This window comes from Glycomyces sp. NPDC049804, from assembly GCF_040674615.1.
Lineage (GTDB): Bacteria > Actinomycetota > Actinomycetes > Mycobacteriales > Micromonosporaceae > Glycomyces > Glycomyces niveus.
Window position 1 is genome coordinate 67,304 of record NZ_JBFAMQ010000018.1, and the last position, 19,891, is coordinate 87,194.

The 19,891-nt window shown below is 66.6% G+C and carries 27 protein-coding genes and 1 tRNA gene; 8 read left to right on the plus strand and 20 right to left on the minus strand.

What is annotated here, in order from left to right:
* Positions 1-3: 3 nt before the first annotated feature.
* The 15 genes from AB0K52_RS22375 to AB0K52_RS22445 form a co-directional block, all read right to left on the minus strand.
* On the minus strand, positions 4-156 hold the full coding sequence (locus AB0K52_RS22375) for a hypothetical protein (RefSeq protein ID WP_363535608.1): 153 nt from the start codon (positions 154-156) through the stop codon (positions 4-6).
* Positions 153-524, minus strand: a complete 372-nt coding sequence (locus AB0K52_RS22380) for a hypothetical protein (protein WP_363535611.1) — start codon at positions 522-524, stop codon at positions 153-155. Before AB0K52_RS22380 ends, AB0K52_RS22375 begins: the two co-directional genes overlap by 4 nt.
* The gene (locus tag AB0K52_RS22385) at positions 521-880 is read right to left on the minus strand and encodes a hypothetical protein (RefSeq protein WP_363535614.1); all 360 of its coding nucleotides are present in this window, start codon (positions 878-880) and stop codon (positions 521-523) included. The genes AB0K52_RS22380 and AB0K52_RS22385 overlap by 4 nt, the downstream gene beginning before the upstream one ends.
* Positions 877-1,059: a hypothetical protein gene (locus AB0K52_RS22390; protein WP_363535616.1), complete on the minus strand. Its 183-nt coding sequence runs from the start codon at positions 1,057-1,059 to the stop codon at positions 877-879. The genes AB0K52_RS22385 and AB0K52_RS22390 overlap by 4 nt, the downstream gene beginning before the upstream one ends.
* 5 nt (positions 1,060-1,064) lie before the next feature.
* On the minus strand, positions 1,065-1,502 hold the full coding sequence (locus tag AB0K52_RS22395; RefSeq protein ID WP_363535619.1) for a hypothetical protein: 438 nt from the start codon (positions 1,500-1,502) through the stop codon (positions 1,065-1,067).
* Complete coding sequence (locus tag AB0K52_RS22400; protein WP_363535622.1) at positions 1,503-2,096, minus strand: hypothetical protein; 594 nt, start codon at positions 2,094-2,096, stop codon at positions 1,503-1,505.
* Positions 2,093-2,296 (minus strand): hypothetical protein, encoded by a 204-nt coding sequence (locus AB0K52_RS22405; RefSeq protein WP_363535625.1) that lies wholly within the window; start codon positions 2,294-2,296, stop codon positions 2,093-2,095. The genes AB0K52_RS22400 and AB0K52_RS22405 overlap by 4 nt, the downstream gene beginning before the upstream one ends.
* A gap of 1 nt (position 2,297) precedes the next feature.
* On the minus strand, positions 2,298-2,978 hold the full coding sequence (locus AB0K52_RS22410) for a GGDEF domain-containing protein (RefSeq protein ID WP_363535628.1): 681 nt from the start codon (positions 2,976-2,978) through the stop codon (positions 2,298-2,300).
* Positions 2,968-3,282, minus strand: coding sequence for a hypothetical protein (locus tag AB0K52_RS22415; RefSeq protein ID WP_363535631.1), 315 nt, complete (start codon positions 3,280-3,282; stop codon positions 2,968-2,970). Before AB0K52_RS22415 ends, AB0K52_RS22410 begins: the two co-directional genes overlap by 11 nt.
* A gap of 32 nt (positions 3,283-3,314) precedes the next feature.
* Positions 3,315-3,515, minus strand: a complete 201-nt coding sequence (locus AB0K52_RS22420) for a hypothetical protein (protein WP_363535633.1) — start codon at positions 3,513-3,515, stop codon at positions 3,315-3,317.
* Entirely contained in the window at positions 3,508-3,870 is a 363-nt protein-coding gene (locus tag AB0K52_RS22425; RefSeq protein WP_363535636.1) for a hypothetical protein, read from the minus strand. The genes AB0K52_RS22420 and AB0K52_RS22425 overlap by 8 nt, the downstream gene beginning before the upstream one ends.
* Complete coding sequence (locus AB0K52_RS22430) at positions 3,867-4,316, minus strand: hypothetical protein (RefSeq protein ID WP_363535639.1); 450 nt, start codon at positions 4,314-4,316, stop codon at positions 3,867-3,869. The genes AB0K52_RS22425 and AB0K52_RS22430 overlap by 4 nt, the downstream gene beginning before the upstream one ends.
* Positions 4,316-4,810 (minus strand): hypothetical protein, encoded by a 495-nt coding sequence (locus tag AB0K52_RS22435; protein WP_363535642.1) that lies wholly within the window; start codon positions 4,808-4,810, stop codon positions 4,316-4,318. The genes AB0K52_RS22430 and AB0K52_RS22435 overlap by 1 nt, the downstream gene beginning before the upstream one ends.
* The gene (locus AB0K52_RS22440) at positions 4,811-5,278 is read right to left on the minus strand and encodes a helix-turn-helix domain-containing protein (RefSeq protein ID WP_363535645.1); all 468 of its coding nucleotides are present in this window, start codon (positions 5,276-5,278) and stop codon (positions 4,811-4,813) included.
* A gap of 430 nt (positions 5,279-5,708) precedes the next feature.
* Entirely contained in the window at positions 5,709-6,047 is a 339-nt protein-coding gene (locus AB0K52_RS22445) for a WhiB family transcriptional regulator (RefSeq protein WP_363535648.1), read from the minus strand.
* A 213-nt stretch (positions 6,048-6,260) separates the two neighbouring features.
* Between AB0K52_RS22445 and AB0K52_RS22450 the strand changes: the two genes are divergently transcribed.
* The 3 genes from AB0K52_RS22450 (at position 6,261) to AB0K52_RS22460 (ending at position 9,552) form a co-directional block, all read left to right on the plus strand.
* Entirely contained in the window at positions 6,261-6,998 is a 738-nt protein-coding gene (locus AB0K52_RS22450) for a GntR family transcriptional regulator (RefSeq protein ID WP_363535689.1), read from the plus strand.
* Positions 6,999-7,898 carry a DMT family transporter gene (locus tag AB0K52_RS22455; protein ID WP_363535651.1) on the plus strand — a complete coding sequence of 300 codons (900 nt, stop codon included), beginning with the start codon at positions 6,999-7,001 and terminating at the stop codon, positions 7,896-7,898.
* Between the two features lie 718 nt (positions 7,899-8,616).
* A complete protein-coding gene (locus AB0K52_RS22460; RefSeq protein WP_363535654.1) occupies positions 8,617-9,552 on the plus strand; it encodes a GntR family transcriptional regulator in 936 nt (311 codons plus the stop codon).
* Between the two features lie 82 nt (positions 9,553-9,634).
* Here AB0K52_RS22460 and AB0K52_RS22465 read toward each other — a convergent pair whose 3' ends face one another.
* On the minus strand, positions 9,635-9,832 hold the full coding sequence (locus AB0K52_RS22465; protein ID WP_363535657.1) for a hypothetical protein: 198 nt from the start codon (positions 9,830-9,832) through the stop codon (positions 9,635-9,637).
* Between the two features lie 181 nt (positions 9,833-10,013).
* Complete coding sequence (locus tag AB0K52_RS22470) at positions 10,014-10,787, minus strand: hypothetical protein (protein ID WP_363535660.1); 774 nt, start codon at positions 10,785-10,787, stop codon at positions 10,014-10,016.
* 113 nt (positions 10,788-10,900) lie between these two features.
* Here AB0K52_RS22470 and AB0K52_RS22475 point away from each other — a divergent pair, with 113 nt between their 5' ends.
* From AB0K52_RS22475 to AB0K52_RS22485, 3 genes are all read left to right on the plus strand, one after another.
* Complete coding sequence (locus tag AB0K52_RS22475; RefSeq protein ID WP_363535663.1) at positions 10,901-11,608, plus strand: hypothetical protein; 708 nt, start codon at positions 10,901-10,903, stop codon at positions 11,606-11,608.
* 615 nt (positions 11,609-12,223) lie between these two features.
* The gene (locus AB0K52_RS22480) at positions 12,224-12,457 is read left to right on the plus strand and encodes a hypothetical protein (RefSeq protein WP_363535665.1); all 234 of its coding nucleotides are present in this window, start codon (positions 12,224-12,226) and stop codon (positions 12,455-12,457) included.
* Between the two features lie 9 nt (positions 12,458-12,466).
* On the plus strand, positions 12,467-13,441 hold the full coding sequence (locus AB0K52_RS22485; RefSeq protein ID WP_363535668.1) for a helix-turn-helix domain-containing protein: 975 nt from the start codon (positions 12,467-12,469) through the stop codon (positions 13,439-13,441).
* 355 nt (positions 13,442-13,796) lie between these two features.
* Here the strand turns inward: AB0K52_RS22485 and AB0K52_RS22490 are convergent, their stop codons facing one another.
* Positions 13,797-14,681, minus strand: coding sequence for a hypothetical protein (locus AB0K52_RS22490; protein WP_363535671.1), 885 nt, complete (start codon positions 14,679-14,681; stop codon positions 13,797-13,799).
* A 102-nt stretch (positions 14,682-14,783) separates the two neighbouring features.
* Here AB0K52_RS22490 and AB0K52_RS22495 point away from each other — a divergent pair, with 102 nt between their 5' ends.
* Entirely contained in the window at positions 14,784-16,061 is a 1,278-nt protein-coding gene (locus AB0K52_RS22495; protein WP_363535674.1) for an ATP-binding protein, read from the plus strand.
* A 217-nt stretch (positions 16,062-16,278) separates the two neighbouring features.
* On the opposite strand, the gene AB0K52_RS22500 is transcribed toward AB0K52_RS22495, so the two are convergent.
* Positions 16,279-17,769, minus strand: a complete 1,491-nt coding sequence (locus AB0K52_RS22500; RefSeq protein ID WP_363535677.1) for a tyrosine-type recombinase/integrase — start codon at positions 17,767-17,769, stop codon at positions 16,279-16,281.
* Positions 17,770-17,867: 98 nt separating this feature from the next.
* Positions 17,868-17,940, minus strand: a tRNA-Lys gene (locus tag AB0K52_RS22505).
* A 115-nt stretch (positions 17,941-18,055) separates the two neighbouring features.
* Between AB0K52_RS22505 and obgE the strand changes: the two genes are divergently transcribed.
* A complete protein-coding gene (gene obgE / locus AB0K52_RS22510; RefSeq protein ID WP_363535680.1) occupies positions 18,056-19,519 on the plus strand; it encodes a GTPase ObgE in 1,464 nt (487 codons plus the stop codon).
* Positions 19,520-19,891: the final 372 nt, after the last annotated feature.

Here is a 19,891-nt window from a genome sequence, read left to right on the forward strand (position 1 = left end):
GGGCTAGTCGGATCGTTCGATGGCGGTGGGGAGAGCGGCCAGTGCCGAGCGCCTGCCCTTCGGGGTGGCGCGGACGGCGGCCCAGCCGATCTCAGGGTGGGCGGCAGTCGCGGTTGTCGCGTCCGACCAGATCAGGTCGGTCTCGACACGGATCATCGGCTCATCGCCTCCCGCTGTTGGGCGGCGGCGTTGATGATCCGGCGGGCTTCGCCGAAGTCGAAGGCGCCGATGTAGGTGGCGCGGACCTTGACCCGCACCTCGTTGACGACCAGGCGGGCGGTGAAGTTGCTGCGGCGCCGTTCGAAGGTGCCGTCGCCGAACTGGCCGACGAGCCTCCCGAAGCGCTCCAAGTTCTCAGCGGTCTTCAGTAGCATCCAGGTCTCGAGATCGACGTCTTCACCAAGCACGACGTCCCAGGTCATGCCGTCGAAGGTGTCGGCGTGCTCTCCGAAGACCTCTCTGACTGCCTTGCGGGTCTCGATGCTGACGTGCCCGATGATGTAGCAGGCGTTGTCGCTCTTCACTGGCGCATCTCCGGCTTCCCGCCCGCCAGGGCGATCGCGTCCAGAAGCGCGGCCAGGTTGTCCTGGTCGAGGCTGAGGGCGATGCTGCCGAGATCGGTGTCGAGCTCGCCGGCCAGCGACAGTGCCGCTTCTGCGACTGCCCGTTCGCCCGCGCCCAGCGGGGCGCGGCGCAGCTGGCGCTTCATGGCGTCGAAGTCGAAGTGGAGCCAGGGCGTGGCCTTGATGAACTGGTCGATCCAGTGGTGCGCGATCAGGTTCGAGGCGTCCAGCAACTGGAGCGCGGCCATGTTGCGGAGGTCGCCCTTGGCCCAGGCGTGGAGGTCTTCGACGTAGATCGTGTCGGCCTGAGTGGTCATCGCTGGTCCTTCCGGGTGATGGTGGCGAAGCTGTTGAGCGGGTCGGTGTCGACGGCGCTGACGCGGCCGTCGGGGCCGGCCTTGACCAGGACGCTGCCGATCTGGAGGCGGGAGTGCGCGCCGACGGTGATGACCAGGTCGTTGATCGTGACGGTGTCGCGGTCGATGTGGATGTTCAAGGCGCTTACTCCTTGGGTTCGAGGGCCGCTTCGATAGCGGCGGTGAGGAAGTCGTCGGTGGTCCACAGGCCCAGCTGCCCGCGGGCGGGGACCGGTTCGGCGAGGGGGCGGGAGTCGGCGAGGACCCAGTGCCAGGTGTCGCCGCCCATCTCGCCCCAGGCTTTGCAGGCGGGCGTGTTGCATTCGGAGGGCCATCCGGCGGCGTGGCAGCCGACCAAGTCGGCGACGGCGACGACCGCGCCGAGGACGAGCTGGTCGCGGTTCGGGACGAGCTTGGGGCTGAGCTGCTTGCGCGCCCATTCCCAATCGGCGATTGCGAGCGTCTTGCCCGCGTGGATGGAGACCGGGCCCCGGTAGGTGGTCTTGCGGGGCCGGTTCTCGATGGTCTTGGCGCCGTTGGCGATGAGGCCCGCCCAGGGCTGGCGAACAGTCAGGGCACGCATCTAGGCCTCCACGCGAGACGAGGCAGGCTGGCGGATCTCGACGGCGGGCGAGACCGGCGCTACCTGCTTGGCAAGGCGTCCGCGACGCTCGAAGCGGCGGACCTTCACCGCCAGGGCGATGGTCACCGCAGCAGCGAGGACCACGGTGACGCCCAATCCGTCATTGCCGCTGGCGGCGATGAGCGCGGCCCAGAGCGTGAACCCCAGATGCCAAGACTGGTCAAGCAGGTAGGACCCGCAGATCCCGTTGCTGTTGACCTGGTAGAACTCCCGCTTGCCAAGCGCGTCAGCGATGCGGCGCAACGGCTCCCGCCGGTCGGCGACGTAGTGGCTGACGCCCGAGACGGCGAGCCCAGCCGCAGCCGCGACCAGCTCGAGTTCCAGGCCGATGTACAGACCGGTCAACACCAGCGCAGCGGCTGCGGTCGCGAGATAGGACAGCACATGCCGCAGGCACGCCCAGCGGCCTTCCCAGCCGGGCAGGCCCTTGCGTTGAGCATCCTCGTGCTCTTGTGACCAGTGGTCGCCGACGGCATGAGCGGCCGACAGCGCCGCGAAGACCGTGGCGAACGTGGCAGCGGCAACCAAATTCACCGGACACCTCCGCCGGTGTGCGTGCGCACCTGAGTGGCGAGCTGCTCGACCTCGACCGGGTCGAGTTCGAGCAGTCGGACGATGAGGGCCTGGCCCTCGCGCCCGTCGAGACCGGGCAGTCCCGCGTGAGCGGGGCCGATGGTCCCGGTCGGGTAGCCCGCGTCTTCGAGTCCGCGGAGCGCCTGCTGATGGATCGTCATTTCAGGCCGCCTCCAACTGGTGCTCCGGCACGTTGTCGCGTGCCTGGAGGTCGCGGGTACGGAAGGCCGGACGGTCGGCCGCGGCGTGGTCGTCGGCACGGGCGTCGAAGACGCACAACGGGCCGTCGGCGGTCGCCTTGTTGCGGTACATGGCCGCGTCCGCTTGCCGCATGCCCTCCGCGAGGTCGCCGTCGACCCGTGCGGCGCCCATGGCGATGCGGGACCAGACGGTCTGCGGAGCGGTGGCCTGCTCGGCGGTAGCGACGATCGGCATCGATCGGGTCCGCAGCGCCTCGAATTCACTCCAGGTGACCAGGAGCGCGAACTCGTCGCCGCCCAGTCGAGCGACCAGGGCGCCAGGGGCGGCCGCGCTCAGTGCGGTGGCGGCGTCAGCGATGAGCTCGTCGCCGGCCTCGTGGCCGTAGGCGTCGTTGACCTGCTTGAGGCCGTTACAATCGGCGAGGATCACATACAGGTCCTGGGCGCCGCCGGTCGAGTTGGTCCTTGCTCCGGCGGCCCTTTCCCACCCCCTCCGATTCGCCAGACCGGTCAGGGCGTCGGTGCATGATTCCCGTTCGGCCTTGCTCAGCTGTCGCTGGAGCGTCCAGTAGGCAGTCGCGCCGACCGCCGCAGCGGCCGTGGCGACACCGGCGCAGAACGCCGTGATCAGGTCAGGATTCACCGGAGTCACCCCCGGCGAGCAGCTCGATGTCGGCGGCGACCTCCAGGTCGTGCAGCATGGTGACGTAGACGGCGTGCCGGGGCATCCGCATCGGATTGCGCAGCTTGCGCTGCAGCCGCCGCTTGACAGCCGTCAGGGTCCCCGTGAGATACAGGGCCTTCAGTCCGTCGGCGTAGGCGTCGAACCGGACCCGGGCAGCGGTCCGAACCGCATAGGTCTCGTTGTTGCTCTCGATCGTCTTGGCCAGTTCCATGGACTTGCTCGTCCACAGGTCGTGCAGTTCGTTCTTGGCGCTCTTGGTCATCGGGGTAAATGCCTCTCGTGTGTGGTTGCGGTTCAGTGGGATCGAAGTTCGTCGACGAGTTGAGAGCCGTCGAGGACGATGTAGACGCGCACGCGTCCACTCCCGCCATGGGCAGGGAGGGTGCGGGAGGTCCGTTTGATGACTGCGTCGGTGCCGAACTCGTCGCGCAACTCGTCAACGACGACTGCGACCTCGTCCGGGCTCCCGATCAGGCGCATTTCCAGGTCAGCCACGGGCGACGACCGTGCAGGTGTTGTCGACGCAGTTGATGGCCGCCTGGACGGTCATGCCGTCGATTGGCACCCACACCCGGACCTCGGTGCTGTCGATGAACACCCGGCACTCGAAGTTCCCGTTTCGGCGAGGATCAGGGCCAGGCACCAGCTGGTAGTGCCCGGCCGCCTTCGCCCAAGCGGCGAACGCCTGCAGGGATCGCTTCCCGAGCGGGAAGCGAAGCGGTGTGGGCATGGCAGAGAACCCGGTTGCGCGCGAGTACTCGAACACCAGCCGCGGCAGCGTCGCGAACGCCCCTTGCAACGCTGAACTCGGTGTTCCGGGGACGGCGTTGAGGCGGTCGAGCTGTCTCATCGGGACCCACCGCCTTCGCGGAAGAACAGCTCGACTTCGGAGTGCCAGACTTCGAGCGTGGTAAGCCAGTCCTCGGCACGCCCGTCGAGCGGGCGAACCCCGATCAGTCGGGGGCCCTTGGCACCTAGCAAGTCCTCGGTGAACAGGACACCGTGTCCGATGATGACCTCGGTGCCGTCGGCGGCCTTCCATCCGCTCGGCTGGATGATCCGCGGCCCGCGGGGCCTCGGGTTCGGATACGGCTTGTCGCGGTCGTCGATGACACGGGCGACCAGTTCGCCGGTCCTGCCGATCGGGGCACGATCGAAAAGGACCGTGCCTTCGCCGTGGTGGCCGAACGAGCCGTCGGCCGGAGTCAGGTGGACGACACCGTTGCGGTCGGTGTGCCGTTCCCAAGACGGAGCGCCGAGCACTCCGCGGCCAAGGGAGACCATCTTCTTGCCCACTAGGCGAACACCCCCGCGAGCTGCCAGGCGTCGGCGAAGCGGTCGCGCCCGGCGAGGCCGAACGCGAAGGCCGTCTCCCAGAGCGAGAACGAACTGGACTCGGTGGCATCGGCGTCGGTGCGCTCGCCCAGGGCCTGCTGCGCGATCGAGCAGGCGTGCAGGTCCATTGCGCGGAGCGTGTCGTCGAGGTCGATCGCGATGTCAGCGGCGAGGTGCGCGGCCATCAGCCACGCGGCCTCGACCTCGGCCGAGAGTTCGACCTCGCCGGTGCTGATCGCCCAGGCGGCGGCCTCCCAGTCGACCCAGGCCGACTGGCTTGCACCGGTGTCTTCGACGGTGATGAAGGCGAGCATCAACCCGGATACGAACGCCTCATCGGAGACGAGGATCTCGACCGCGTCGGACAGGCCCTCGGCGGTGCCGGCTTCGAACCGCAGCGCCCGGGCGAGCTGCTCGAAGTCGAGGTCGCGGGCATTGATTACGGTGGTGGTCATCTAGGCCACCGCCTCGAGCTGGTCGCGGCCGATCTGGCGGATCGGGCTGGCGTTGACGCGGTGGGCGGTCGGGTCGCCCATGAGGTCGGCCATGTCACGGGCGTCGATGAGTCCTTCGGCGACGAGGTCGTCGAGGATCTCCCGCCAGTTCTCCAGGGTGACCATGCCGCCGGTGATCATGGCCAGGTCGATGATGAGGTTGATCGCTCGGACCGGGATCTGAACCCGCGAGCCCTTGCCGCCGAACTGGACGGCGGGAAGTCGGTTCTCGTTGACGAGGTTGTTCACGGTGCCGTGGGAGACGCCGAAGACCTCGGCGGCCTGTTTCACGGACAGGAACTTCGGAACCGCCTCAAGGCGGACCGGGTTGCGGCGAAGGACGCCGGCGTTCTCCAGGCGGGCCTTGAGCTCGGCGGTGATCGCCGAGCCGGTCTCGCTCTGGGGATTGAGATAGGCGATGTCGTGCAAGGAGGTTCCCTTCTAGGAGCGCCGCGGAGGTCGCGGCAAAGTGGACCGGCGGCGTTGATCGCGGCCGGTGGAGGAGCGAAGTCATTGGCGTGCAGCGGGATATGTCACCGCCGCAGCGAGGTCACGGTGGGGGCGCGGCGTTTCTCCGCGCCCCCACTGGAGTGCCAGCGGTCCGAGCTCCCGGTGCTGGCGTCGTTGATGTGGGAGCCCGTTTGTTGTGTGGCGCGTTTCCCTGCGCCGGGGCGTCCGGTCTTGAGGCGGCCCTCAGTCCTTCGCTATGAGGGTGGGCGGCCTTGCTCGCCGGACGGTTCCGGCCCTGGGCGCGGTCGGCCTGGGCGGGAACGAAAGTCATGCACACTGTTGAGTTCTCAAACAACGCGCCCCGCTTCCCGACCCGTGTTCCGGCCGGTCCGGCGGCACCGTCAAATCGCTAGCCAGCAGGCACGCAAACCGCGTGCTCGACGAGGTCGTCGAGCACTTCGTTCCTGGTGGGGATGGCGATGGCGAGGGCGCGGCGCTCGGCGGCGGTCAGGCCGCCCCAGATGCCGAAGTCCTCGTTGAAGGTGAGGGCGACCGCGAGGCAGTCGTCCTGGACAGGGCAGGAGGCGCAGATCCGCTTCGCGGCCTGAGCGTCGTCGTCGAAGCCGGACAGCGGGAACCACGGGTCGAAGCCCGTGTTGCTGTCGGCGCCGACCGAGGCGCAGGAACCGAACTGAGTCAGTCGAAGACGAGCGGCAAGCTCGGCATCAGCGTTTGTCAACACGGCCATTTAGCACCTCCTGCTGTTTCTAGAGCCCTAATCTGGCTCAAGCCAGTTTGGCTTAAGCCAGTTATAGCACGATCGGGTGATGGGCGCAAGCATCTGGCTCAAGCCAGACGCGCTATGCTCGATGACGAGGTGAAACGCATGAATGAAGAAACCAACGGCTCCGAGGAGAACGCCTCGGAATCTCCTGAAGAGCAACTTCCGCCGCGCCGCAGGATGGCCAACGAGCTGCGTGACGACATCCAGAACGGCGTCTACGCGCCAGGTCAACTGCTGCCGTCGCAGCGGGAACTAGCCGCGCGCTACAAGGTCGTCCGAAACACTGCGGGCGAGGCGATCAAGATCCTCGAGCAGGAAGGCCTGATCGAGAGCCGCAACCGGGCCCGGCCTCGCGTGCGCGAGCAGCGCCGACTGCTCCGTCTGGGCGCTGAGCGCTACTCGAACCGGCTCCGCGAAGAGACCGGCCTGTCCCCATACCGCGCCGAGGTGGCCAAGCAGGGCAAGACCGCCCGCGTCAAATGCACCTCGATCACTCAAGTCCGGCCGCCGGCGTTCGTTGCTGCGAAGCTCAACGTCTCGGTCGACGAGGAGTCGGTCGTACGCCGCGAGAACTGGTACTTCGCCGATGACGAACCGGTGCAGGTCGGCATCACCTACATCCCGTGGGAAATCGCCGAAGGCACGGTCCTGGCGACCTCAGCCGACATGGGCAAAGGCAGCCTGTACGGCCGCTTCGAAGACCGGGGGCACCGCATCACCTCGATCCGCGAGGAGATCTCCTCACGGATGCCGACACCAGCGGAGACTGAAGGATTGAAGGTTCCCGCCGGCGTCCCGGTGATCGAAGTCGTCCATACCGGCATTGATCAGGACGAGCGCCCTTTCGAAGTCACCTGCTTCACGATGCGCGCCGACCTCAACGGGCTCGATTACCGCATCCGGATAGAGGACTAAGTGCCGGGCCGTCGCCTCAGCGCGCTTCGCGTCGGCGCCCTCGCGGCCTTGTGGGGGGCGAGCTTCCTTTGGATCAAGATCGGCCTGGACGACTTCACTCCGGTGCAGATCACGGTGCTCCGCATGGCGCTCGGCGCGCTCGTGCTCATGGCGATCCTGCGCATCCGCGGGATCGCACTTCCCACGGGCCGCGTCGCATGGGGTCATCTCGCGGTCGCGGCGCTGTTCGGCAACGCGATCCCCTACTTCTTGTTCGGAGTCGGCGAGCAGCATGTCTCCTCGGCGACCGCTGGCGTCATCAACGCGTCGACCCCGCTGTGGACCGTGCTGTTTACCGTGGTGGCCTACCGTTCTGGTAGCTCGGCTAGGCGAAACGTCTGGAGCTTGGCCCTGGGCGCGGTCGGCGTGGTACTGATCTTCTCGCCTTGGCGCTACGGCACCGAGATTGCGAGCTGGGGCGGGCTTGCTTGCCTTGCGGCGGCAGCCTCATACGGTGTCAGCTACGTCTACATCGGCCGCTTCCTCGCGCAGCGAAGGATCGGAGTGCTGCCGATGGCGGCCGGGCAACTGGTCTGCGCGACCGCCATTACAGCGGTCGCGGTGCCGTTCTTGGGGTGGCCCGCACCTCAATGGGAGGTTGGCCCGATCCTGGCGGTAGCGATCCTCGGTGTTCTCGGCACCGGCCTGGCCTACCTGCTCAACTACAGGATCATCGTCGATGACGGGCCTACTGCGGCTTCCATTGTCGTCTACCTGCTGCCGGTGGTGGCAGTCATGCTGGGCATGCTCGTCCTCGGCGAGCGCCCTGAACTGCAAGTGCTCGCCGGCATGGTGATCGTTCTCCTCGCCGCCTACCTTCGAAAGACCGAGGCCTTGACCGCACCTGTGCGCCAGACATAGGCGCAGCGGAGATTTGCGGGGGTCGAGCCGATGTACAGCTCGACCCCCGATTGGTTCATTCGGTAATAAATCAGACACACTGTTGAGTTGACAGGTACGGCGAAGGCACGGCCTCAGCAGGCGCGCGTCGAGCTGCGTATGCGGTGCTGGACAGACCGCCGCAGAGGCTGCATCCCTCGTCAATTGCGAGGCCGGTCCAGATGGGGAGCGCAAGACGTCAGGGATCCGGACGTTCCGGTCGAGGTCAGTCGACGGTCTTCACGCCGAAACCCGCACTGTTGGCGGTGCCGGTCGTGCCGGATGGATTAGCTGAAGTGCGCCTGTCAGCGCGAGTGACGTCGTTTGTGTCGGGCGCGCCGGTGGCACTTCCCGCAAAGTCGCTTGGATGCGGACTTGATCCAGCCGCCGCAGTGCCCACAGTGGGCGTTGACCTGGGGGTCGCGCGAGGTAGACTGCATGATGCCTCCCTGAGAGGTCGGTGCCGCGAGCAACGGAGTTCCAGCTCCCATCGCGGCAGTCGTACAAGCAGATCCCGCCAGGCCTGGTGTTCCAGCACCAGGACGCACCTGGCGGGATTTTTCGTGTCTACGAGTCAATCACAACTCTTCTGAAGAGTCAACAACACATCATCGAAATTCTTTGTCATTTGGTATGTGTTGAATTCATGGAAGACCCCTGTATCCTGGGGCGGCACAGTCGATTTGAGAGAAGGAGCACCATGGCAGGGAACCCCGCCGACGTCGAGTGGGTCCTGCGCGAGCGCATCCTCGACGGCAGTTACGCCCCAGGGGAAAAGATCCCCAGCGTTGCCCAGATCGCCGAAGAGTTCGACCTCACTCCGAGCACCGCGAACACGGTGGTCGGCCGGCTGCGCGCCGACGGCCTCATCGTGACCCGACACGGGTCGGGAAGCTATGTCCGCGTCCCGGAGACGATTCGCCACGAGTTCCCTGGTGACTACGGCGGTCAAGACGAGATGCCCGAGTTGCCCGAGGTCGATGTCACCGACTTGCGCACCAGCCGCTCGGCGGCCACCATCAACCAGGTGCCGGCTCCGGCGACAGTTGCGGCCGCCCTCGGCCTCAATGAAGGCGACCCGGTGATCGAGCGGTACTACGGGGAGGCGCTCAAGGGCCGATTCGTGATGGTTGCCGCGGCCTACTACGACCCCAGACTGGTCATGTCCACCCCCGTCATGTTCGCCAACACGGACCCCTTCCACGTCCACGTCGCACTCGCAGACATCGGCCGGCGGCCAGTCGACGTGGTCGAAACCTTCAACACGCGCATGCCCTTCCCACAGGAATCTGCACTGATGGAACTCTCACCAGGAACACCAGTCCTCGACGTCGTCCGTGAGGCCTTCGATGAGAAGCGCCAGTGCGTCGAGGTCGTGCGGACAATCCTCGACGGCTCGACGTACGTCATCGACGCCCACACCCCCGGAATCGACCCGGCTATGTCTGCTGTCCGCGCCCGCGCCCGCGTACTCAGCCGCGACACCTTCGTTGCGCCGTTGCCTGAACCGGAGCAGCTGTCCGTGGTCGAACTCGCGTTCCCGCCTGAGGTCAATCCCGAGCTCTACCAGGCGCCGACTAAACGCCGCCCCGGCACTCCCCGATCGGACCCGAAGCGACGTGGACGTTCCCGGTGAGGTCTGCCGCAGGCTTCGATTGCGATGAAGGCGAAGGAGGGCCCGTCCACATGGACGGGCCCTCCTTCGCGTCGAACTGCGACTACTGCCGCTTGATGAACTTGTTGTAGTCGAGCTTGTGGATCTCCACGAGGATCTCGGAGTGGCGGTGGATCTCCTCGGCCACGGCCAGGAGGGCGTTCGCCTGCGCTGCCGCGAAGTACTCCTCGGGCTTCTTCGCACCGCGCATGCCCTGCTCGATGTCCTTGCGCGCGATCTTCGCCGAGTCGTGGCGTTCCATGATCATCCGTTCTGGTCGAGGGAAATCTCCGTCCCTCAGCGTCCCGTCAACATGAATCCCTGTCAACAGCGACGCGCCGTGGCAGCTCCTTGGAGTTGCCATTCCAGTTCGCTGAGGTTCCGACCTGGCTGCAGCCACGACGACCCTTACTGCCGGGTTCACGGATGCCGGCTTCGCCCTGCTACCACCGTTCGGGCAAGTCGGCCGCAACGCGATTGGTCCACTCCAGGGCGTTGTGGCCCCGCGGCCCGGGAACGTTCCAGGGCCGCCGCCGGTCGATGGTGCGGTCGCCTTGATCCTCCTCGGAAAACTCCCCGTCGGCGTCGGCTTGGTCGAGACACCGCTTGAGCAGGTCCTCGCGTAGGTGCACCGGGTTGAAATGGTGCTCGGTGACGAAACGGGCGGCCAGGTCTTGCAGCTGATCGGTGTCGAGCCGGTTGGCGAGGTCGAACAACGTCTGCGCGGGCGTGGTGGTCGGTATGCCATCCACGGTGGTCCAGGTCGGAAGCCTTGCGCGCCAGTGGATGCGCGGCTCGTCGGGCTCGACCAGGGTGCTGTTCCCTCCCAACTCCCGCTCCTCATCGGTCATCGGGTAGCGGTTCCAGACACTGAACTCCCAGACGGGGCCGTAAGGGGCGGTGAGGCCCCACAGGACCAGGGCGGTGCTATGGGAGGCGATCCCGTCCGCCTGTGTGTCGCGCTCGGCGGCGGTGACGCCGCCGGCGACGGGCAGCGTCAGCCAGGCGGCGTAGACCTCGGGGTGCGGGTGGTGGGCGCCAGCCTTGAGGCGGATCACGTCGTCGGTGATGGTCTCGGCGAGGCCGGAGCGGACGAGTGCGGCAGGGAGGTCTTCGACGCCAGCGGCGGCGGCCTGGACGTGGGTGATCATGCCGTACTGGAGCTCGGCGACTTCGCACAGGGCGGGCGTGAGCTGGGCGGCTGCGGTGTCGGTCATGGCGGGAGCGTACGGCCGGGGACGGCCGGGAGGGCGGCTCGACGCGCGAGATGGTGGCTGCGGTTATGCTGAAATCGAACGAATGTACTAATGCCGAACGCGCGGGGTGAAGGATGGCGGCGGTCAAGGTGTCGCCGGTCGAACTTGCCGACCGGCTCGGTTTGGTGACGGCGGGGGAGCTGATCCCAGGCCATGTGCCGATCACGCGGGGCGCGGGACCGGTCTCAGTGCTGCCAGTGACCGAGGATCTGCGGGCCCTGCTGCCGGAAGCTGGTCTGGCGGGACAGGTCGCGATCCCGTCGGCCAGGCCGGGCGCGACCTCGCTGTTGTGGCGGCTGCTGGCGGGACCGAGCTCGGCGGGGCAGTGGTGCGCGGTAGTGGGCGCCAGGTGGCTGTATCCGCTCGCGGCGACGGCCGCCGGCGTCGCCTTGGAACGTGTGGCCCTGGTCGACGTGGTGGGCCCTGAGGAAGTTCTCACCGCCCTGGGGGCGTTGTGCGAGGGTGTGCCGGTCGTGGCGGCGTCCTCAACCGGGTTGTCACCGCAGCAAGTGCAGCGGGCGGTGGCGCGGGCGCGGCGGTCCGGAACGATCCTCATCTGGCGGGAGGGGTCCCGGCCGGTGCCGGGGGTCGACGTCCGCCTGGACCCGGAGGCGTGCCAGTGGCGCGGGCTCCGCAGGAACGCGGGCCGCCGCTGGGGCGCGGGCCGGCTGGATTCGTGCTGGCTCTCGGTGGCCGCGACCTGGCGCGGCAATGAGCGGCCGCGGCGGGCGGAGGTCTGGCCGTACGGCGAGGCGAACGGCGGCTTCGGCGAGGTCCCGTAGCGCCCTCGGACTTGATCTGCCTCACAGGGAGGATGGCGCCGGTGACCCCGAGGTGGAAGCTCGGAGGCCACCGGCCCGAGTTTTTCCAGATTCACGGACTCAGCTCGGTTGCCTCCCACCAGGGCTTTCAGACGTATCGGCCGCCTGCTCGTGCACAAGTCCCGAGCCGGGCCGTTCCGCAGCACATCTCGTTCGCTGCGTAGTGGGCGCCTGAAACCGCTCCGATGGATAACCCCATGATGCCCTCTTGTCAAGTCGTGGTTCAAGCGGTACCCGGAATTCTTCGAATCCAGATCCACATTAGGCATTAAGCACAGTGCTGATCTGGGTTTTCACTCCGGTCTACTTGTCTATATTGCACCACTTCTTTCTGGTTGCAACACAACGAGACCGTGGCGGCGGTTCGGCGTACGACCGTTCGGGCCCGTCGCGCGGAGGGCTTATGCTTGTGCGGTCCGCTGCGGGTGGAACCGGGTTCGCCCGGCCGCCGCGGTCACTTCTGTAACACCAGATTCGGTGGCGTCTCAGGTCGGCTCGGGGCCGAGGGCGCTGCTTAGGACTCAGTTCAACTCCGCCCGGCACCGAGCCTGCCGGGCTGCACAAGACAGGATTTCCATGTTCGCCATGCTGCGCAACTTCTTCGGGTACCCGCGCGAGTGCCTCCCGGGCGTCGCCGCTGCCGCGGTGCCGCTCCCCGCGCTCCCGATCGCCTACCTCTTCGTTTACGGGGGCGCCCTCGGCGCTTTCCTCACGCTGGTGCTGGCCGGCCACCCGCTGCTGCTGGCGGCCTTCGCGGTGCAGATGCTCCTCGGGGCGTTCGGCACCCTCCTCTTCCGCGCCAAGCGGTAGGAGGCCGAGATGATCGAGCCGGTGTCGCCTTCGGGCGGCGCCGGCCCGCTCGCGGATTTTCAGGCCGCCCTTCGGGCGCTGCGCGAGCGGGCCGGGAACCCGAGTTTTCGACAAATGGCGACGCGCGTCGCCCGGCACTACTCCACGCTCGCCCGCGTCGAAGTGCCCGGGCGCATCCCCCCGCGTGATGCGGTGCTCGCCTACGTCGAGGCGTGTCGGGGCGACGTGACCTTGTGGTCTCGGCAGTATCGGGACTTGCGGGCCGCGCTGCGTACCGGCCAGAAGGTGACCTTCTTGCCGGACAGCGGAGCGGACCGGCCTAGCCCTGAGCGACGCCAGGCCAACTTCGAGCGGCCCGTTGGGCCCTCCGCCGATGCGGCGCGGGCCTTCGCGAAGGAGATGCGGGTGCTGCGCCTGCACAAGGGATGGACCCTGGTCCAGGTCGCCGAGCGGTCCCGAGAGCTGGTCGAGGAAGGACGGATCTCCCGTCCGGTGTCGGTCTCGTCGGTCAGTGACCTGTGCAACCCTGAGCTTGGCCGTATCCCGCGGCGGGCCACGGTCGAAGCGTTCCTGCATGTCCTCGACCTTCCCGCGGAGCTAGTGACGTACTGGCTGGACGCTCACCTGGTGTTGTCCACGGTCGAGGAGACGGACCTGGAAGCGGCGGTGCAGACCACCCTCGCAGTGAGGAACCACCTTGCGCACAACCAGGTCAAGTCGCAGCACTACTTTGGACCGAACATCAAGTTCCAGCCTGGGTCGAGTGTCAGGAGGGGCACGATCCGGAATAGTGATCGCGCGATCGACACGATGGTCTGGTTGACGACGTTGGAGATTCTCGGGGATGCTGGGCGGGGTTTCGTGGCGGCGCAAGACTGGAGCACCAAGACCAGGATGTTGCTCGACAAGGGAAACCTGGGATACACGGTCGGAGTCGACGGGCTCTCGAAGTTGGTGCAAGGGTACTTGCGGTCAAAGGGCTGACGGTGTCGGTGCTCGGACATAGGCTCCGCTCATATGCGGGGACCTGGTGCGGCGCGAAGACTGGGCACTGTTCGCGCCCGACACCCGTTTCGGCTTTGGTTGGTCGGAGCTGCGGCGGCATCCGATGAGCCCTGGTGACGACGAGTTCTCCGTCGTAGCCTGGGGCGTCGAGGTGGCGCGGGCGCACTTGGACCTCCGCGAGATGTCCCTGGGCGCTTGGCCTGCGGTGCCGGAATCGGAGTCGGTGGTGCGGCTCCAGCTGATCGAGGTCGCGGGCTCGGCCGGGCACTCGTTTCCGCATGAACGGCCCTTGGACCGGCCCGAACGCTCCAGGATGTCGACGATGAGAAGCGCATCAGTAGTAGCCGGGCAGGTGCTTGGGGCAGGTGTCGTAGTGGAAGAGGTGGCCGCGGAGGAAGAGACGTTCGACGTCAGCTTTCGTCTTGGGACGGGCGGGCCAAGGAACGGCCTGGTATTGCACTGGTCCGAAGGCGAACCGTCCCTGGAGGTACTGGTCGTCGGTGATCGGGAGGGTCGGTGCGTCGACCGTGGGCAGCATCAGGCTGATGCCGTTGCGGCCGCGGATGATGGTCGAGCGGAAGGGGGAGGCGACGTCCAGGACCGCAAGGGACCCGGGAGGGAGACGGACCATGATGGCGCGACGGTGGGAGGGCCGGATGGCGGTCGCGATGGCCTCGCGGATGGGTGCGAGCTCGTGCGCTGCGGACCACCGGTAGCCGAGGGCGGTGAACCCGAGGCTGAAGCCGGCTTTGAGGTCGACGAGGAAACGGCGGTCCTCATCGGGTGGGACGATCAGCTCGCCGTTGAAGTAGCCGGTTGGGGCGTGAATGTCGCATAGGCCGGTGCCGCTGAGATTGACGGGCTGTTGGCGGATCAGGTTGTCCTCGATGCTGGCGGCCTGCTCGAAAGCGCGGTTGGCATGCTGATTGCAGTCGACCTCGCAGCTGAGAAACCGCATGGCCCAGGGTCCGAGCCGCGACTGGCCGCCTTCTTGCGGCGCATGTTCGATGGCGAGGTCTTCGTAGTCTCGAGCGCGGATGCAGAAGGGACAGACGGCGTTCTTGTAGTCCCCGTGGCGGGGCGGGAAGGTACTGCAAGTGGTGAGCTTCCCGAGTTTGACGCCGAGGCGCTGCCAGGAGTGGGCCTGGTAGGCAAACATGATGCCGCGGAGGCTGGAGGTCTGGGTGCGGCGGGCGAACTCGGGCGGCGGTCGGTGCATACGAAGAATTCTCCAGCCGCACCGGTTTGGTGGGTGGGAGACACGCAGAGTGCGAAGCAGGAGGCTAAGAAGCCGCGCATGCGTCCTGAGAGACTGCTTCACATGGACTACACCGCCCTTCATCGTCATCTGGGTCGCAGGAGCGGTCCCGTCGACGACGAACTCCTGAACGCCGCCGTGGACGCGAATCTTAGAGAGACCGATGACCTCGATTGGAAGCTGAAGCTCCCATCAATGAAAGTACTGGGAAAGACGGACTTTCCCAAGGACGTGGCCGCGTTTGCGAACGCCGGCGGGGGCACCATCGTCTACGGCGTTGAAGAAGACGACATGGCCGCGGAGAAGCGGGTCGACATCGGTGACTGCACCGAGGCCGACGTCCGCACCATGATCAGCGTCGCGGCCTCCCACATCCACCCGCCCGTCCTCGGCCTCCGTGTCCACCGTCTGGCCGCGAGCTCCAAACACGCCGTGGTCGTAGTGGTACCGCCGAGCTTGGATCAGCCACACCTGATCCTCTGCGACCATCAGCGCTTCGGTGCCCCGTTGCGGAACGGCGCCGACACGCGATGGATGAGCGAACGAGAGATTGCCGAACGGTACCGGCAGCGGTTCGCCGAGCAACGCATCGCAAACGATGTACTTGATCAGCTGTACGACGATGCAACAGCATGGCCCGGCCCGCGAGACCGGGCATGGGGGATCGCCGTGGCCCGGCCCCGGATCCCTCTCCCTTCAGGACTTTCACGAGACGACGCGCGGAGATTGATCTACGACGGTAGGGCAACTGCCGCTCGCATGCTTCGAAAGGCCTATGACACGCCCCTGGACGCAGTTGACGCGAACTCGCTACGGCATGGACTTCGACGTTGGACCGCTCGCCCGAAGGGCAGTACGAACGCGCCTTATCACCAGGCCCGGGCGAACCTCCATCACGACGGATCGGTGACCTTGGCCGCCGCGCTTGGCGGCCACCCCGACAAGATCCAAAACGAGCTCCCTGGCAGCCACTTCGAGTCTTGGCGCTTGGAAGTGCTAGTCGCCGACTTCATGAATCTTCTAAAGGCCGTCGGCGACCACATGGGCGGATTCGAATTCGATGTCAGACTAGGCATCGACTGGGACCAAGGGGAGGCCCTCCTCATCGAGGCGCTCGACTTCGCGGGCTACCGCAACGAAGGCGTCTCCCAGCCGCTGAACAGGTACGCGCCCGTCGATGCCACCGTGACGCTTCAGACCGACGCTGAAGGATTCCTACAGCAGACCCGAGAGTTCGCAACCGACTGCATCAACCAGGGCGGGGTACCAGAGCTCGTCGCGATGAAGACCACCATGGAGGAGCGAGCGGGTTCGGTGATTCGAGGCATTTCTGACCGGTAGCGCCACCACATCCTCGCCGACGTATGCAAGCAATCCTCCGCACATCGTGTCGATCTGCGGAGGATTGTTCTATTCGCGGTTGTGTCGCTGCTGCCGAGCTCGAACGCCTTCCGGTGGCTTCAGGTGTTGTCCTCCAAGAAACTCCAGCAGGACCGCGGTGTGCCTCATATCGTCATGACCGGGTTGCGGCGCGGCGAGTCGCAGGAAGCGCGGTCGGTCAGCGGACATCGATGATCTCCTTGCTGGTGTTGAGTCCGTGGCGTTGGAGCACCTTCCAAACGGTGGACTCGGCGATGCTGATCGCCTCGGCGGCAAGGTGGTCCTGGATGCGCTTGGGGCCCCACCCGGTCCTAGTCCGGAGTTCACAGATGCGCCGTTCGATCTCGGGGGTGGTGCGGCCGGATTGCTCGGCAGCGAAGTCGCGCTCGGCACGTGTCTGGTTGAGATGCGACGGCAGCGACAGGCTGCTGGTGAGGATCGAGACGGCCCGGTTGTCGGCTTCGGGGCGCCATGACGCGTAGATGTCGGAGGTCGTCGACGGGCTCTTATGCCCGAGTCGGCGGGCCACTGAGACGATGTCGACACCGCCGGCCACGAGTTCGGTCGCGGCATAGTGGCGCATGGCGTGTGGGTGTGTGTCGATGCCGATGGCGACGCCCATGTCGCTGAACCGGTGGCTGAAGTAGCTCAGGCTTCCGGGCGCGGAGTGGTCGGCCTTGTAGGAGTAGAGGTATTCCTCTCCGGTGATCGCGAGGCCGGCGACGGAGAGCCGCTCAGCGATCCGCTCACGGTGTGCGATGAGCAGTGCCATAGTCAGGTCGTCCAGAGCGACCCAGCGGGAGGTGCCTTCGACCTTCGTGGAATCGATGAACACGAGGTGGCGATCGAAGTCGACGTCCTGGAGCTGGGCGCTCGCGATCTCGGAGCGCCTGGCGCCGGTCACCAGCAGGAGCCAGACGACCGTGCCCCAGTCCGCGTCCTGCTCGAAGGCGACCTTGATGAGCTTTCCGACCTCGGCCGAGGTCGGCGCGGACGGTCTGGGCTTTGCGGCCTTCGGTGCCTTGATGCGCTTGGAGGTGTCGGAGGGGATGAGGCCCCAGCGGTGGAGGGTGGAGCAGGTCCCGGTGATGACGCCGTGGATCTTGCGGAGAATCGACGCGGAGGCGCGGGCGCATTCGTGGGGCTTGCAGCGCTTCCCGCACTTGTGCCCGGTCAGGTCGCGCAGGATGCGGCTGTTGCCCTGGCCTGCAGCATAGTGCTCCTTGGGCAGGCGGCCGCCGCAGCGCAGACGGCACTTGCCGAGCTGTGCGTAGAGACGCTCCGCGGCTTGGACGAGCAGTTGGTCAAGGGAGCCGACCGTGATCGACCCGAGGGCGGGGATGACGTGGTCCTCGGCGAGTTGGCGGTAGTGGCGCAGTGTTCCAGCGGCGAGCTCTCCAGCTTCGACCTCAGCCTCACGGGAGTCAAGCCACTGTCGGATCGCGTGCTCGAAGCGGCCGTTCGTCAGCGGGGCGCGCTTCGAGGCGACGAGGCCGACGAGGCGGTCGCGCTCCGTCTTGGCCGCCTTCATGTCGGGTCGGGTGGCGGTGAGGTAGTGCGGTTCGCCGGTCTCGGGGTTGATCCCGGCGTAGACGCGGATCTGGAAGGAGGTGCCTCGGCGGCGGATGCTGCCGCTGGCGCGCGGTGTTTGAGAAGCTGTTTTGGCCATCCCCGTAGCATCGTCATGGACGCGGTGATGGACAAGAGCTTGGGCGACCCTCGGCGTGTCGCAAAAAAAGAGGCCCTGTGACCAGGGCCTCTGTAATGTGCGCCGCCAGGGACTCGAACCCCGAACCCGCTGATTAAGAGTCAGCTGCTCTGCCAGTTGAGCTAGCGGCGCATGATGTTTGAGTATCTGCCGGGCTTTCGCGCTGGTGTCTCTCGCACGAGGAGAAACTTTAGCATGTGCCGCGGGCTCCGTCTCCGGGGGTCCCCACGGTGGCTACGCTTGACCGGTGACAAGTTTCGTAGACCGCGTGAATCTCCAGGTCATTGCCGGTAAGGGTGGCAACGGCTGTGTGTCGGTCCACCGTGAGAAGTTCAAGCCGCTCGGCGGACCCGACGGCGGCAACGGCGGCCACGGGGGTGATGTGGTCTTCGTCGTAGACCCGAACGTGCACACCCTGCTCGACTTCCACTTCCAGACCCGCCTGCAGGGCGGCAACGGCAAGCAGGGGCAGGGCTCCAACCGGGACGGCGCCAACGGCGAGTCCATCCGGGTGTCCGTGCCCAACGGCACCGTCATCTACTCCGAAGGGGAGGTCCTCGCCGACCTCACCGGCAACGGCACCGAGGTGACGGTCGCGCACGGCGGCCGCGGCGGCCGCGGCAACCGCGCGCTCGTCAGCTCCAAGCGCAAGGTCCCCGGCTTCGCCGAACTCGGCGAGGCCGGCGACGAGCTCTCGGTCGTCCTCGAACTCAAGAGCGTGGCCGACGTCGGCCTCGTCGGCTTCCCCTCCGCGGGCAAGTCCTCCCTCATCGCCGCGATGTCGGCCGCCCGGCCGAAGATCGCCGACTACCCGTTCACGACCCTGGCCCCGAACCTCGGCGTCGTGTCCGCCGGCGAGACGACCTACACCATCGCGGACGTCCCGGGCCTCATCCCGGGCGCGGCCGCCGGCAAGGGCCTCGGGCTCCAGTTCCTGCGCCACATCGAACGCTGCGCGGTCCTCGCGCACGTCATCGACTGCGCCAGCCTCGAGTCCGACCGCGACCCGGTCTCCGACATCGACGCCCTGGAGCACGAGCTCGCCGAGTACGGCGGTCTCGCCGACCGGCCGCGCATCATCGTCCTCAACAAGGTCGACATCCCTGACGGCCGCGAACTCGCCGAGTACGTCCGCGGCGATCTCGAGAAGTACGGGTGGCCGGTCCACGCGGTGAGCGCCGTCAGCCGCGAAGGGCTGAAGGAGCTCAATTTCGCCTTCGCCAAGGAAGTGGTGGAGTTCCGTGAGGCGCAGCCGCCGGTCGAGGCGACCCGCGCCGTGATCCGCCCGGCCGCCGTCGACGACTCCGGCTTCAAGGTCAAGAGGGTCAAGCCGGCCTTCGAAGGCGACGTCGAATTCATCGTGACCGGCGCCAAGCCCGAGCGGTGGATCAGCCAGACCAACTTCGAGAACGAGGAAGCGGTCGGCTACCTCGCCGACCGACTCGCGAACCTCGGCGTCGAAGACGCCCTCGTGAAGGAAGGCGCGGTGCCCGGCTCGTACGTCCGCATCGCCGACCACGAATTCGAATGGCAGCCGACCGACCCGAACATCGTCGCGACCGTCGGGCCCCGCGGCACCGACGCCCGCTTCGAGATCAGCGACCGCAAGGGCGCCGACGAACGGCTCGCCGAGCGCAAGGAGCGCCGCGCCGAGCTGCTCGAAAGGGTCGCAAAAGAGGACGAAGCCAAGGGCAAACGCCGAAAGCGGTAGCGCCACTTGCGGACTGACCTGCGGAAACGTGTGGTTCGCAAGGGTGTGGCGCCGAGCACGCACCCCCCTTGCGAACCCCGTTTCCAAGTACCGTAAATTTGTCTTTGCCCGCGGGGGAAACGGACAGGAAAGCCGAAAGGCCCTGGCCCAGAACCAAAAGGGCAAAACTCCGAACGAATCGATCGGGGGGCCAAAACGGCCCGAAAACCGGTCTGATAAGTTACTGGAGCCGCTCCGGTCGGAGAGGAACTTCCAAGAAGTTTCAGATCTGATCAGTGCGTGTTGTTTGAGAACTCAACAGGGTGTTTGGATGGTCAGCGTGCGGGCTGACTGGGACGATCGGACAAGGTTTCGGTGGTTTCTGGTTGGTAC

Excerpts from the sequence above, each read along its gene's own strand:
- AB0K52_RS22470 (WP_363535660.1), bottom strand. The coding sequence starts at position 10,787 with ATGACCGACACCGCAGCCGCCCAGCTCACGCCCGCCCTGTGCGAAGTC.
- AB0K52_RS22385 (WP_363535614.1), bottom strand. The coding sequence starts at position 880 with ATGACCACTCAGGCCGACACGATCTACGTCGAAGACCTCCACGCCTGG.
- AB0K52_RS22415 (WP_363535631.1), bottom strand. The coding sequence starts at position 3,282 with ATGACCAAGAGCGCCAAGAACGAACTGCACGACCTGTGGACGAGCAAG.
- AB0K52_RS22450 (WP_363535689.1), top strand. The coding sequence starts at position 6,261 with ATGGCCAACGAGCTGCGTGACGACATCCAGAACGGCGTCTACGCGCCA.
- AB0K52_RS22445 (WP_363535648.1), bottom strand. The coding sequence starts at position 6,047 with ATGGCCGTGTTGACAAACGCTGATGCCGAGCTTGCCGCTCGTCTTCGA.
- AB0K52_RS22375 (WP_363535608.1), bottom strand. The coding sequence starts at position 156 with ATGATCCGTGTCGAGACCGACCTGATCTGGTCGGACGCGACAACCGCG.
- AB0K52_RS22395 (WP_363535619.1), bottom strand. The coding sequence starts at position 1,502 with ATGCGTGCCCTGACTGTTCGCCAGCCCTGGGCGGGCCTCATCGCCAAC.
- AB0K52_RS22460 (WP_363535654.1), top strand. The coding sequence starts at position 8,617 with ATGGCAGGGAACCCCGCCGACGTCGAGTGGGTCCTGCGCGAGCGCATC.
- AB0K52_RS22500 (WP_363535677.1), bottom strand. The coding sequence starts at position 17,769 with ATGGCCAAAACAGCTTCTCAAACACCGCGCGCCAGCGGCAGCATCCGC.
- AB0K52_RS22435 (WP_363535642.1), bottom strand. The coding sequence starts at position 4,810 with ATGACCACCACCGTAATCAATGCCCGCGACCTCGACTTCGAGCAGCTC.
- AB0K52_RS22465 (WP_363535657.1), bottom strand. The coding sequence starts at position 9,832 with ATGGAACGCCACGACTCGGCGAAGATCGCGCGCAAGGACATCGAGCAG.
- AB0K52_RS22405 (WP_363535625.1), bottom strand. The coding sequence starts at position 2,296 with ATGACGATCCATCAGCAGGCGCTCCGCGGACTCGAAGACGCGGGCTAC.
- AB0K52_RS22490 (WP_363535671.1), bottom strand. The coding sequence starts at position 14,681 with ATGCACCGACCGCCGCCCGAGTTCGCCCGCCGCACCCAGACCTCCAGC.
- AB0K52_RS22495 (WP_363535674.1), top strand. The coding sequence starts at position 14,784 with ATGGACTACACCGCCCTTCATCGTCATCTGGGTCGCAGGAGCGGTCCC.
- AB0K52_RS22485 (WP_363535668.1), top strand. The coding sequence starts at position 12,467 with ATGATCGAGCCGGTGTCGCCTTCGGGCGGCGCCGGCCCGCTCGCGGAT.
- AB0K52_RS22425 (WP_363535636.1), bottom strand. The coding sequence starts at position 3,870 with ATGAGACAGCTCGACCGCCTCAACGCCGTCCCCGGAACACCGAGTTCA.
- AB0K52_RS22475 (WP_363535663.1), top strand. The coding sequence starts at position 10,901 with ATGGCGGCGGTCAAGGTGTCGCCGGTCGAACTTGCCGACCGGCTCGGT.
- AB0K52_RS22480 (WP_363535665.1), top strand. The coding sequence starts at position 12,224 with ATGTTCGCCATGCTGCGCAACTTCTTCGGGTACCCGCGCGAGTGCCTC.